The organism is Actinokineospora sp. NBRC 105648 (genome assembly GCF_030269645.1).
In the GTDB taxonomy this organism is placed as follows: Bacteria; Actinomycetota; Actinomycetes; order Mycobacteriales; family Pseudonocardiaceae; genus Actinokineospora.
In genome coordinates this window covers 84,714-97,473 of the sequence record NZ_BSTR01000010.1, presented here as the reverse complement: position 1 = coordinate 97,473, position 12,760 = coordinate 84,714, and the positions used below count along the sequence as shown (strand labels likewise).

Below are 12,760 nucleotides of genomic sequence, written 5' to 3'. Positions count from 1 at the left end.
GGGGCGAAGGTCTACCCGACCGGATTGAATAGTGGGCAGATCTCGATTCGGCGAGATCAACCGGCTTTACTGGACAGCACAGTCCGAACATACTGACCAGCACGAGTTTTCGTCGAAGAATTTTTATTTTTTCGCCGCTGCGGTACGCGCCCGCGACCCGTTTCACGCGACGTTCCGGCACCCCGGGGCCTGCGGTCGGCTGCCTGGCGAGAACGCAGAGGCAGAAAAGGGCGACACCATCATGGCGAAGATTCTGGTGGTCGACGACGAGCCCGACCTCAGGTTCATCCTCCGGCACTACTTCGAGCAGGCGGGACACCAGGTGCGGGAGGCGGGCCACGGGGCCGACGCCCTCGAGCGGGTGCGCGAGTCGGCACCGGACCTGGTGGTGACCGACCTGATGATGCCCGTGATGGACGGAGTCGACCTGATGCGACACCTGCGTGCCGACCCCGCCACGGCCGGGATCCCGGTCCTCGCCGCCACCGGCGACCCCCAGCTGGCCACCCTCGCCGACCTGACCGTCACCAAGCCCTACCGGCGCCAGGCGATCATCGCCGCCGCCGAGGCCCTGCTGACCCGGCCGAGGACCCGGTGAGCCCGCCGCTCTCGACCGGGGTGAGCGGCCTGGACGAGGTGCTCGGCGGTGGCATCCGGCCCGGGGCGATGATCGTGCTGGCCGGCGCGCCCGGGACCGGGAAGACGATCCTGGGCCAGCAGATCTGCTTCGCCAACGCGACCCTCGACCGGCACGCGGTCTACTACACGACGCTGTCCGAGCCGCACACCAAGGTGGTCGAGCACCTGGAGCCGTTCGCGTTCTACGCCGCCGACAGCCTCGGCCCCCTGGTCGAGTACCTGCACCTGGGCGAGCTGATCCGGCAGGACGACGCGGGCGGGCTGGCGGCGGTCGTCAGCGAGATCGTCCGCAAGGTGGCCCTCGAGCACCCCTCGGTCGTGGTGGTCGACAGCGCCAAGGTGCTGCGCGACTTCGCGGGCGAGCACGACCTGCGCGGCGCGCTCTACGACCTGACCAGCCGGTTGGCCCACTTCGACACCGCACTGGTGCTCATCGGCGAGTACAGCGGGCCGGACATGGACACCGGGATCGAGTTCGCCCTCGCCGACGGCACGGTGGAGCTCGCCTACGAGTTCCGCGAGCCCATCGACCGCCGGTGGCTGCGGGTGCGCAAGATGCGCGGCCGCAAGCACCTGGAGGGCAAGCACACCTTCCGCATCGGCGGCCGGGGGCTCGAGGTGTTCCCGCGCATCGAGACGGTCGACCTGCCCGGACCACTGGCGATCTCCGGCCGGATCGGCAGCGGGGTCACCGGCCTGGACCCGCTGATGGGCGGCGGGATCAGCGGGGGCGAGGCGACCGTGCTGGTCGGACCGCCCGGCGTGGGCAAGACGATCTTCTGCCTCGGCTTCGTCGCCGAGGGTCTCGCCCGGGGTGAGGAGTGCCTCTACATCACCTTCCAGGACACCGGCGACCAGCTGGCCCGGATGGCCGCCGGGTTCGGCTGGGACTTCACCGGGGCGGTCGCCCGGGGGCAGCTGACCATCCACCACATCCCGCTCGGCGAGCTGGACCTGGACCTGCTGGCCGCCCACGTCCGCGACTACCTCGCGACCGGTTCGATCCGCCGCGTCGTCATCGACAGCCTGGCCGAGATGGTCGACGCGGTCCGCGAGGCGGCCCGGTTCCCGGCCTACGCGCGCGGCATGATCGGGCTGATCCGGGGTGCGGGCGCCTCGGTGATCATCACCAGCGAGACCACGACGCTCGGTCCCCCCGAGGACAAGGCCGGGTCGGTCATGTTCCTCTTCCACAACCTGGTCCTGCTGCGCTACATCGAGTCGGGCTCCTCGTTCACGCGCGCGCTGAGCGTGCTCAAGATGCGCCGGAGCAAGCACGACACCCGGGTGCACGAGCTGGCCATCGGTCCGACCGGCATGGCCGTGGTCCGACCGCTCGACGACGTGACGGGGACGCTGGGGTGGACCGCCCTGCGCACGCAGCGGCCCGCCCACCCGGAGTGAGACCGCCACGGGCTCGGGTGCGCCTGCCCGTGGCGGTCACGCCCGACCGCGGTGGCGGACACCCGCCGGCGGCGCGGGCCGGTCAGGCGGGTGCTTGTCCCTGGACCGCCGCGAACCCGCGGAAGTGCCCGTTGAGCACCCGCCCGGCCATCGCTATCAGGTCGGCCTCGGAGAACGGCTTCGCCACCAGGGCCACGCCGGGTTCGAGCCTGCCCTGGGAGGCCAGGACGGGCCGGGCGTAACCGGACATGAAGATCACCTCGATCCCCGGCCTGATCAAGCGCATCCGCTCCGCGACCTCCTTGCCCAGCAGGTGCGGCATGACCACGTCGGTGACCAGCAGGTGGATCTCGCCCGGGTGGCGGGCGGCGATGTCGAGGGCCTCCGGGCCGTTCGCGGCGGTGATCACCGTGTAGCCGTTGCGGGTGAAGATCCGCCTGGTCACCTCGCGCAGGGCCGCCTCGTCCTCGACGACCAGGACGGTCTCGCCCTTGGGCGCCCGCTGGTAGGGCACCGGTTCGACGATCGGGGCCGCCGCCGCCGCGGTGGCGGGCAGCATGATGGTGAAGGTCGTCCCGGTGCCGGGCTCGGAGTAGATCCGGATGGTCCCGTCGGCCTGGGTGAGGATGCCGTAGACGGTGGCCAGGCCGAGGCCGGTCCCGCCGTTGTCGGACTTGGTGGTGAAGAACGGCTCGAAGGCGCGCTGGGCGACCTCGGCGGGCATCCCGGTGCCGCTGTCGCTGACGCGCAACCGCACATTGCGGCCCTGCCGCGCCTTCGACCCGCCCGCGATGGTCTCGGCGTCGACGGTGACGTTGCCGGTATCGATCGTCAACGTCCCGCCCTCGGGCATGGCGTCGCGGGCGTTGACCGCGAGGTTCACCAGCACCTGCTCCAACTGACCGGGATCGGCCAGCACCGGCCACAGGTCCGGGGCCAGCGTGGTGACGAGGTGGATGTGCTCGCCCAGGGTCTGGCGCAGCATCTCCTCCACCGTGGTGATCACGGTGTCGAGGTCGAGGACCTGCGGCCGGATGACGTCGCGCCGGGCGAAGACGAGCAGTTGGTGGGTGAGCCGCACGGCCCGTTCGGCGGCCTTCTCGATCTGGGTGAGGTCGGCGCTGGCCACCGCCAGGTGCCCGGCCGGGTCCGGGCCCGCGGCGGCGACCTCCTCGGCGACGAAGGCGACGTAGTTGACGATCACGGCGAGCAGGTTGTTGAAGTCGTGCGCGACCCCACCCGCGAGCTGACCGAGGCTCTCCAACCGCTGGGCCTGCGCCTGGGACCACTCCTTGCGCTCCTGGGTCTCGCGGTCGTCGCACCGCGCGGGGTCGGAGGTCGCCTCGGCCGGTTCCCCGGCGCCGCGGGGCGCCTCGGCCGGGTCCGGGTGGTGCTGTCCCCTTGTCTCCCACGACATCGAGGTGACACCGCCACCCATCGGGTGCTTCGTGGACTCCGCGACCGACGACACCCAGACCCTGGTCCCGTCCTTGCGGACCCGCTCGGTCTCGTGCCCCTCCGCGGGCCCACCCGCGCTGATCCGCCGCCGCAACGCCGCCTCCTTGACCCGGTCCGTCGGGAGGAAGAGCACATCGATGGGCGTACCGACCACTTCCTCGGCCCGGTAGCCGTACAGGAGCGCCGCGGCCGGGTTCCACCCGCTGACGACGCCCGCGCCCGTCATCTCGATGACCGCGCACGGGGCGGGTTCCCCGGCGGCCGGACCCGCCCGTCGCCGTGCGTTCCCCGTCGAATCGACCATGAGCCATCTCCAGACGTCACCATGCGGCACCCGCCGCCTTGAAGGACGGTCAGCGCACGTCGGTATCGGCGCGCGGGATCCGCGACAGCAGTTGGCCGGTCAGCTCGGCGCCGCGTTCGGCGGCCGTGAGGACCTTCTGCACATCCGCCGGGGCGTTGTCGAGGTGGGCGCAACCGTCGCGCTGGGCCGCGCTGATCTCCTCGGCGACGAAGGTCCCGAAACTGGTGATGACGGTCAGCAGGTTGTTGAGGTCGTGGGCGACCCTGCCCGCCAGCGCGTCCAGGCTCTCCGGCTCACCAAGGTGCGACTCGCCCACCACGGTCACCGCCCATCCGCCCCGGGGCGGATCACCTGCTGGTTCACAACCCCCGGTGCAACCCTACGTCCACCGGGGCAGGCGGAGGATCCCAGCGGACAAGTGGACACTAAAGAGTCGGACGCGGCGCCCGCGCTACCAGAGCGGTGTGCCGTGGACGATCTCGCCGCCCACCGCGGTCGCCCGCACCTCGATGTCGCCGATCGCCGCGGGGTCCACGGTGTGCGGGTCGGCGCCGAGCACGACCAGGTCGGCGAGCTTGCCCGCGGTGATGGAGCCGACGCTGTCCTCCACCAGGCACGCCCGCGCCGCCGCGGTGGTGAACGCGCGCAACGCCTCGGGCACCGTGATCGCCTCGGCCGGGCCGACGACGCGGCCGGTGCTGGTGCGCCGGGTGACCATGAACTGGATCGACCGCAGCGGCGCGCCATCGGTGACCGGTCGGTCGGAGCTGCCGACCAGCGGCACCCCGTGGTCGAGGAAGCCCTTGCCGCGGTAGAGCCAGTCCGCGCGGTCCGGGCCCATGACGTCGGCGTAGTCGTCGCCGAGGTAGTAGAGGAAGTTGGGCTGCACCACCGCGGACACGCCGAGTTCGGCGAAGCGCGGCAGCTGGTCCGGCCGCACCAGGCCCGCGTGCTCGATCCGGTGGCGCGTGCCGGAACGCGGGAAGTCCCTCTGCGCCAAGGTGAACGCGTCCAGCGCGAGGTCGACGGCCCGGTCGCCGATGGCGTGCACGGCCAGCTGCCAGCCGCCCCGGTGGGCGTCGACGACCACCGCGCGGAGCCGGTCCGGATCGTCGTAGAGCTGTCCACTGTGGTCGGATCCGGCGTAGGGCGCGGTCAGCGCGGCGGTGCGGGCCATCATGCCGCCGTCGGTGAAGACCTTGAGCGCGCCGACGCCGAGCCGGTCGCCGCCGAACCCGGTGTGCAGCCCCAGGTCCATCGCCCGGGGGAGGCCGTCGCCGGGGTGCGCGCCGAGGTCGCGCAGCATCGCGGCGGCGATCATCAGCCGCACCCGCACCGGCAACCGGGCGCGCTGGTAGGCGGCGAGCTCGACCGGGCTGTGGCTGACCAGCCCGCCGCCGATCCCGGCCTCGGCGACGGTGGTGACCCCCTCGGCCAGACAGGTCCGCGCGGCCCGGATGATCGCCGCTACGAGCTCGTCGAGCGAGTACGGCTGGCGCAGCGCGCGCACCGCCGCCATGCCGCCCTCGGCGAGGAAACCGTTGTCGTGCGACACATCCGGCGGCAACCCGACCAGCACCGAGGTGCTCACGACACACGCGTGGCCCGAGTCGTGCACCACGAACACCTTGCGCCCCGGCGCCACGCGGTCGAGCTCGGCGGCGGTGAGGTGCCTGCCCAGCGGGCGCTGGTCGTAGCCGACGACGTCAAGCCACTCCCCCACACCGACGTCGCCCGCCGCGGCCGCGATGGCCGCGAGCACGTCGTCAACGCGCGCGCAGGGCGCGACCGACGCCGAGCCCGCGCGCAGACCGGCCCACGCCAGGTGCACGTGCGCGTCGACGAACCCGGGGAGCACGGTCGCCCCGCCGAGGTCCACCTCGCGCCGGGCGGGCAACCCGGCGACCGCCTCGTCGACCCCGACGATCCGCCCACCCCAGATCCCGACCTGCCCGGCGACCGGGTGCGTGGGGTCCATGGTGTGGAAGGTGGCGTTGGTCAGCCGCAGGTCCAGCATGCGCCCAGCCTAACGACCTCGTGCCTGGTTGGGTGGGGCCGCGCGACGACGTGGACTGGTTGTGGCGGTTCACCGTGGCGTTGCGCGGTCGCTGTGCTGATGGTCGGACAGAGGTGCGGCGACGGCCCGGACGGTGTGGTCGGAGGTGTCGCGGCGCACGGGGTGGCGGGTGAGGGTGACAATCGTGGTCTTGACGGCGTTCCGCCTGCTCTTGCTCGAGACGAACCGGTCTCGGTCGACGGCGTTCGCCGCGGGACGACGCACCCGTACCCCGGTGGCGCCACGGGATCGCGTCCGACCCGGTGGCGCCCAGGTGGTCGACCACCTCGGCCAAGGTCCGCGGCCGCCGGGCAGTCGCCGACCCGGCATCCGCGCTCGGCCAGGATCGGACGGATCTCGCCGACCGCCCGTGTGACGGTGGACCGACCCACCCCCAACCACACGGGCGCGGAGTCGGCCCGGGCACAGGGGACCCGGGCCGACAGCGATCCAAGACCGGCCGAGAGCCGGCGGCAGCTCAGACTGACACGGCCGCGGGCTCCAGGCGGATGTCCACCGCGGACAGGGCGGTCTCCAACGCGGCGGGCAGGTCCGCGCGGTCGGCGACGCTCACCACGACCCAGCCGAGCTTGCGGCCCGCCTCGGTGAACGGCTGCACGATGTCGCCCGGCGCGGCGAAGACGTCGACGGCGTCCACCACCGGCAACGCGGCCACCTCGGCGAGGTCGCCCAGCGACACCAGCTCCGCGGGCACGTCCAGCGGCGAGGTCAGCACGTGCAGCCGGGCGACCCTGGAGTGCTCGGGCCGCACCGAGAACGGCTCGCCGACCGCCAGGTCGACCAGGGCCCGAACGCAGTCGACCCCGGCCATCGCCCTGGCCAGCTGCGGGAAGCCGTTGCCCGACATCCGCGCGCCCACCTCGAGGGTGTAGCGGGTGCCGTCCGGGGTGATGATCACGTCGAAGTTCGCCGGGCCGTCGGTCAGCCCCATCGCCAGGCAGAGCCGCAGGGCGTCGTCGAGCAGCGCGGCCTCGACGTCGGCGGGCAGGTCCGCGGGCGCGGTGTGGCCGGCGATCAGGAACCTCGGCCCGGGCGCGATGTTCTTCTCGGTGATCACCGAGAGCGCGAGCTCGCCCGCCCGCACGAACACGTTGACGGTGTAGTCCTCGCCCGCCAGGTACTCCTCGATGATCACCTGCCCGCGCGGCGAGGACGCCGCCGCGTTGGCCAGCGCGTGGTCCAAAGTGGACATCGAGTCCACGCGCAGCACGCCGCGGCACCCGGAGGCGTCGGTCGGCTTGACCACCAGCGGGAACCGCATCCCCCGCGCGGACTCGGTCAGGCTCACCAGGTCGTCGGACTGGGCCCACCGGTAGGTCGGCACGCCGACCGAGGCGGCCAGGTCGTGGAAGGCCGACTTGTCCATCGACACCGCCGCCGCGGTCGCCGGGTAGGTCCACGGTGTTCCGAAGTGGACGGACAGCTCGTGCCAGGACGCCAGGCAGGTGTCGGCCGCGGTGGAGACCACGCCCGCCACGTCCCGACCGTCCAAAGCGGACGCGATCGCCGGGGCATCCGTTGTGGACAGCAGGAGGAACTCGTCGGCCAGCGGGATCCCCGGCCGGTCCGACCGCATGTCCACCGCCACGGTGCGCAGCCCCCGGCGCCGCGCCTCGCGGTAGAGCACCACCTGTTCCTCGCCCGCGCCGAGGACGACCAGCACCGGCTCGCTCACGAGGCCACGCCCAGCCGCGCCACCGGCGGCGGCACGGCGGCCGCGCCGCCGTCGAGCCGGTCCTCGTCGGTGACCACGATGTTGGCCTCCCTGATGTAGTAGGCCCGCCGGGGCCGGACGTCGAGCATCCGCCGGTGCAGGTACCGGCCGACCAGCGCGGTCGAGGCCAGGCCCACCGCCGCGGCGAGCAGCGTCGCCACCAGCAGCGCGGTGGCCGACACCAGCCCGAAAGCGCCGAGCAGGCCCAGCAGCACGGCGAGCGCGGAGACCACGCCCGCCACCCCGTACATGATGTTCAGCGGTCGCCAGGAGAACCCGAAGAGCAGCTCGAAGGCGTCGCCCGCGAGCCTGCCGAACCGGAACTTCGACGTCCCCGCCTCGCGTTGGGCGTGCTCGACCGGCACCGTGGTGTAGCGGGCGCCGATCTGCGGCGCCTTGGCCACGAAGTGCGAGTTGCCGGTGGGCAGGTCGACGATCGTGCGCCCCACCGCGGTGCGCACCACCCGGAACGAGCTCGCGCCCTGCGGCACCTCGATGCCCAGCAGCCCGCGGGCCACCCGGTGCGTGCCCGCCGCGCCGACCCGGCGCAGCCAGGAGTCCTTGCGGTCGCGGCGGATGCCGAACACCACGTCGTAGCCCTCGGCGGCCTTGTGCAGCAGCGGCCAGGTCTGCTCGGCCGGGAACTGCAGGTCCGCGTCCAGCTGCACCGACCACGGCCGGGCCGCGTAGCGGAACCCCGCGGTCACCGCCGCGGCCAGGCCGAAGTTGCGGGCGAACGAGACATAGTGCACCCGGCTGTCCTTTTCGGACAGCGCGCGGATGCGGTCGAGGGTGTCGTCTGCGCTGCCGTCGTCGATGAACAGCAGCTCCAGCCCGTCGATCGAGCCCAGCGCCGCGCACACCGACCGGTAGGCCACCTCGACCTGCGCGCCCTCGTTGTAGCAGGGCAGGATCGCGGTCAGCCCGGTCTGCGCGCTCACATCAACCTGCTCGACCAGGTGCGCGGGGTGAGCTCGTTGACGATCTCCAGCTCCAGGTTGTAGTTGAACTCCCGGGGCCCGACCTCGTCGATCCAGGCCACCATCTCGGTCAGCCCCTCGCGCAGGCCCACCTCGGTCCGGTACCCGAGCAGCTCGCGCGCCTTGTCCGAGCTGCAGGTGGCGTGGTGGACCTCCAGCGGCCGGGCGGGCATGAAGATCGGGTCGCAGTCGACCCCGACGACCGCGCAGATCTCCTGCGCCAGCCGCAGCACGGTGACCTCGCCCTCGTCCGGGCCGACGTTGACGATCTCGCCGCTGATGTCGGGGTCGACGCCCAGCTTGGTCAGGCAGGACACCACGTCGGAGACGAAGCTGAAGCAGCGCGTCTGGCTGCCGTCGCCGTAGATGATCGGCTGCTTGCCGCGCAGCACCCGGTTGATCATGATCGCGGCCACGTTGCGGTACGGGTCGTCGTAGCGCTGCCGGGTGCCGATGATGTTGTGCGGGACGGCGATGTTGTACTGCATGCCGTGTACGTCGGAGATCGCGCGCACCTGCAGGTCCGCGGCGTACTTGGCGATGCCGTAGGGGGTCAGCGGCACCGGGGTCATGTCCTCGGTGAACGGCGGTACCAGCGCGCCGTAGCGCGACATCGACGAGCAGTGCACGAACCGGCCGACCTTGGCCCGCGCCGCCGCCGAGAGCATGGCGACGGTGGCGCTGGTGGTGTGCTCGTGCACCAGGTACGGGGAGAACACCGACAGCCCCTCGTAGGGCGCCGCGGCGCAGTGGTAAACCAGCTCCACCCCCTCGAACAGGTGTGGGAAGCCCAGGGCGTCCCGGCAGTCGAGCTCGTGGAAGTCGACACCCGACGGGATATTCTCCTTGAATCCGTCGATCATGTTGTCGATACCGCGAACGGAGTAACCGCGGCTGAGCAAATCGTCAGCCAGGTGACTGCCCAGAAAACCCGCAACCCCGGTTATCAGGACCGGTTTCCCCATCGCAGCGATCCCTTCATCGATCCCGGACCAGCGGTTGGTCACCGCTGGTCTGCCGCGCGCGCCCGGTGTGGGCGGTGCCGCGCCCGCGGTTCTCGTCACTGAGCGCCAAGTCCAGCGTGGAGCGCGCCAGGGCATGGCTGACCACCACCGGAGCGTGTCGGTGGTGCCCTCGAGTTCGGAGTTTCCCGCGAAGTAGCGCGGACTATAACAACGACAAAGGGGCCACAAAAGGGTTCTTCACAACCACAATCACCCAGTCTGCCGCGCCGGGAGCGCCACTAGTCCGGACGGAGGACAGTGCACTGGTCGTGAATGAGTAGCCACCGCCCGGACTCGGCCACGAACGTGAGTCCCATGACGAACCGGGACGGTTCGGCCCCCGGCTCGCCCACCACGGTCACCGTCACCACCCGGGTCGCGACGGTGTCGGTGACGGTCGTGCGCACGTGCTCGGCGGCGTAAGTCCAGTCACCGTCGGTGAACCACTCCCGGTGGAACCCGACGACCTCCTCGGCGCCGCGCATGATCCGTCCGGAGGGGACGATCACGGTCACGTCGGGGTGGACGGTCGCGGCGTAGGTCTCCAGGTCCCGCCCGATCACCGCGGCCAGGTGCGCGTCGATGGTCGACTCGGCGCCGGACTGCCAGTCCTGGACATCCACGGTGATCCTCCGGGAGAGTGTGGCTCCCCCGCGGGTGTCTCCCGCGGGGCGTGGCCGGGAGCGTAGCGGGGTGGGTGTGGATGCGGACGGACTTGATCGATCCGCTGCTGGAACCGGTTCCCGCGGCGTGGGACGAGCTGGCGGTCGGCACCGGGGCACCGGTCTTCTGGCACGCGGCCCCGCTCGTCGTGGCGGCCTGGACGGCGCAGACCCCGCCGGTCATGGCGGTGGTCACCGACGGCGCGCGACCGGTCGCGCTGTTCCACGGCCGGTTCCAGGGGCCTGCGGACTTCCGCCGCTTCCACCGCCCCGGGACGGTTCCCCCACTGGGCGTGCTGGAATGCAGGCTCGCCCCCGCGTCGGTGGCGGGCCACCGCTTCGCCGCGGACCTCGACGCCACCGCGCGCGCGGAGGCGGTGGCGGCGTTCGAGCGCGCGGTGCGGCAACGGTTCCGCGTGGTCGCCTTCTGTTACCGGCACGTGGAATCCGACGCCGTGGCCGCCGTCCGCGGGCGGGGCCGCCGAGTGCTCTCGGTGTCACCGGACACGGTCCTTACGACCGAATGGTCCAGTGTGGAGGACTACCTGAGGTCGCTGCCGCCGAAGTGGCGCTCCCAGCTGAAGAAGATCCGCGCCACCGTCGCCGCCGACCCCCGCGTCCACCGCGCGGTCGTCGACGAGGTGCCGGTGGCCCAGGCGGCCCGACTGGTCAACCTGGTCCGCTCCCGCCACCAGCGGCGCGGCCTCGTCCGGGCGCCGATCCCCGAGCAGTACTTCGCGCTGCTGAACGCCGACCCGGCCACCAGCTTCGCGACGTACTCCGACAGCCGGGGCCTGCTGGCGCTGTCCACCCTGCACGACAACGGCGACGACGTGCGGATGAGCTACTGGGGCAACCGCGACCGGACCGAGGGCGGGCTGCCCAACCTCTACTTCGACCACTACGTCGACGTCGTCGCCCACACCCTGGCCCTGGGGCGGCGGACGCTGTACCCGGGCAAGGGGATGACGCAGATCAAGCAGCGCTTCGGCGCCCGGGCCGAGCCCAACCACCTGGTGATCGGCCGATGACCCCGCCACCGACCGGTCCCCGCGCGGGTGCGGCGCCCGGGGTCCGGGCGCGTGCGGCGCTGGCCGCCGTGCGCGGCACTGTCCACAACGGCCTCCGAATGGCCGCGACGGCCCTGGGCCATTCGCCGGACCGCGACGCCCTGTCCGCCCCGTGCCCCCAGTGCGGCCGGGACGACACGACGGTCGTCTACCGCCTCAGCCGCCGGTCGGCCCGGTTCTGGTGCACAGCCTGCTCAGCCGTCGTGTCCACCCGCGACCTCGGCCTGCTGCGCCCCGCACCCGCCTCCCCGCCACCACCACCCGCTTCGACCGAGCCCGTGTCGGCCCCGCCGGCCTTGTTGGCCCCGCCGGTGTTGGCGTGGGCCAAGCGGGCCGCCGCCCGAGCCCTCACAACGGACCTCGACCGGGCGGCCTATTACCAACTGCACGCCCGCTTCGACCGAGCAGTGGCCACGGCCAGGTCCACGGGCCGGGTTCCGGAGGCGTTGGCGGGCTTGGACCTGGAGGTCTTGGCGACGCTGCCACCGGTGTCGACGGTGATCGGCAAGCTCCACGACCACTGCTACCGAACGGACCTCGTGGCGGCTGAACTGCTGGCTCCCACGCTCTTGGCTGCCGACTCCGGGCTGGGTCGCGGTGATCTCCTGGCAGCCAGCGATCGCCGGGGGCAGGTGGACGAGACTGGCCGCGGTTCGGGGGATGCCAATGTCCTCACCGACACCCCTTTGGTCACTGGCTCGGGCGCCACAAGCCCTGCAGACGGCGGCACGCTCACGAGCCCGGCGGCCACGGGAGCCGCCGACCGTCCCACGCTCAGCCGCACGGGAACCTCCCCTGCAACCCTCAACCCTGCGGCAGCCGTCGACCGTGACACCCTCAGCCCCGCCGATGCCGTCGACCGTGCCACGCTCAGCTCCACGGGCGCCGACGACCGTGCCGCGCTGAGCCCCGCGGGAACCGTCGAGCCTGCCACGCTCAGCCCTTTGTCCGCCGACCGTCCCACGCTCAGCCCCACGGGAATCCTCGACCCTGCCACGCTTAGCCCCACGGTAGCCGTCGACCGTCCCACGCTCAGCCCCACGGGCGCCGACAACCGGGACCCCCGCGGCCCCGCGGATCCCGCACCAGCCCCCTCAGCCGAGTCCATCGCCGCCGCGACCACGGCCCGGATCGACCACGCCCGCCGCTGGCTGGCAGGCCCCGGCCGCGATCAGTGCTGGCCGATCAGCAGGCACGCCCCCACCGACCGCCCCCCTGCCGACGCGGTCCGAGAAGCAGGCACCCGGTACCTCAGCGGCGCCCCCCTGACCCAGGACCAAGCCCGCCACCTCCGCACCGCCCTCTTCGCCACCGACGGCGGCCCAAAACCCCAGACACTGCTGTCCGTGTTCACGAACGAGGAGATCGCCACCGCCATCACCGTATACACTGAAAACGGAACACAACCGTTGCGCGACAAGGTCATCCAAACCCTGGACGCGTAACCA

12 protein-coding genes are annotated in these 12,760 nt (G+C 72.2%); 4 read left to right on the top strand and 8 right to left on the bottom strand.

The genetic code is table 11. The features are described from left to right. Positions 1-241 precede the first annotated feature (241 nt). Together QSK30_RS12360 and QSK30_RS12355 are read left to right on the top strand one after the other, a co-directional pair. Entirely contained in the window at positions 242-598 is a 357-nt protein-coding gene (locus tag QSK30_RS12360; RefSeq protein ID WP_285502386.1) for a response regulator, read from the top strand. Further along, positions 595-2,043, top strand: coding sequence for a DUF7125 family protein (locus QSK30_RS12355; RefSeq protein ID WP_285502383.1), 1,449 nt, complete (start codon positions 595-597; stop codon positions 2,041-2,043). The genes QSK30_RS12360 and QSK30_RS12355 overlap by 4 nt, the downstream gene beginning before the upstream one ends. Before the next feature lie 82 nt (positions 2,044-2,125). Here the strand turns inward: QSK30_RS12355 and QSK30_RS12350 are convergent, their stop codons facing one another. The 8 genes from QSK30_RS12350 to QSK30_RS12315 form a co-directional block, all read right to left on the bottom strand. After that, positions 2,126-3,805: an ATP-binding protein gene (locus tag QSK30_RS12350; RefSeq protein ID WP_285502380.1), complete on the bottom strand. Its 1,680-nt coding sequence runs from the start codon at positions 3,803-3,805 to the stop codon at positions 2,126-2,128. A gap of 49 nt (positions 3,806-3,854) precedes the next feature. Continuing rightward, positions 3,855-4,130, bottom strand: a complete 276-nt coding sequence (locus QSK30_RS12345) for a hypothetical protein (RefSeq protein WP_285502379.1) — start codon at positions 4,128-4,130, stop codon at positions 3,855-3,857. Positions 4,131-4,256: 126 nt separating this feature from the next. Next, entirely contained in the window at positions 4,257-5,822 is a 1,566-nt protein-coding gene (locus tag QSK30_RS12340; RefSeq protein WP_285502378.1) for an amidohydrolase, read from the bottom strand. Between the two features lie 517 nt (positions 5,823-6,339). Further along, positions 6,340-7,557 carry an ATP-grasp domain-containing protein gene (locus QSK30_RS12335; RefSeq protein ID WP_285502377.1) on the bottom strand — a complete coding sequence of 406 codons (1,218 nt, stop codon included), beginning with the start codon at positions 7,555-7,557 and terminating at the stop codon, positions 6,340-6,342. Then, positions 7,554-8,537: a glycosyltransferase family 2 protein gene (locus tag QSK30_RS12330; RefSeq protein ID WP_285502376.1), complete on the bottom strand. Its 984-nt coding sequence runs from the start codon at positions 8,535-8,537 to the stop codon at positions 7,554-7,556. The genes QSK30_RS12335 and QSK30_RS12330 overlap by 4 nt, the downstream gene beginning before the upstream one ends. Next, positions 8,534-9,541: an NAD-dependent epimerase/dehydratase family protein gene (locus QSK30_RS12325; RefSeq protein ID WP_285502374.1), complete on the bottom strand. Its 1,008-nt coding sequence runs from the start codon at positions 9,539-9,541 to the stop codon at positions 8,534-8,536. The genes QSK30_RS12330 and QSK30_RS12325 overlap by 4 nt, the downstream gene beginning before the upstream one ends. A 13-nt stretch (positions 9,542-9,554) precedes the next feature. Continuing rightward, positions 9,555-9,686 (bottom strand): hypothetical protein, encoded by a 132-nt coding sequence (locus QSK30_RS12320; RefSeq protein ID WP_285502373.1) that lies wholly within the window; start codon positions 9,684-9,686, stop codon positions 9,555-9,557. Positions 9,687-9,819: 133 nt separating this feature from the next. Further along, complete coding sequence (locus QSK30_RS12315; RefSeq protein WP_285502371.1) at positions 9,820-10,203, bottom strand: nuclear transport factor 2 family protein; 384 nt, start codon at positions 10,201-10,203, stop codon at positions 9,820-9,822. Between the two features lie 80 nt (positions 10,204-10,283). Here QSK30_RS12315 and QSK30_RS12310 point away from each other — a divergent pair, with 80 nt between their 5' ends. Beyond that, positions 10,284-11,273 (top strand): GNAT family N-acetyltransferase, encoded by a 990-nt coding sequence (locus tag QSK30_RS12310; RefSeq protein ID WP_285502369.1) that lies wholly within the window; start codon positions 10,284-10,286, stop codon positions 11,271-11,273. Then, complete coding sequence (locus tag QSK30_RS12305) at positions 11,270-12,757, top strand: hypothetical protein (protein ID WP_285502367.1); 1,488 nt, start codon at positions 11,270-11,272, stop codon at positions 12,755-12,757. The genes QSK30_RS12310 and QSK30_RS12305 overlap by 4 nt, the downstream gene beginning before the upstream one ends. Positions 12,758-12,760: the final 3 nt, after the last annotated feature.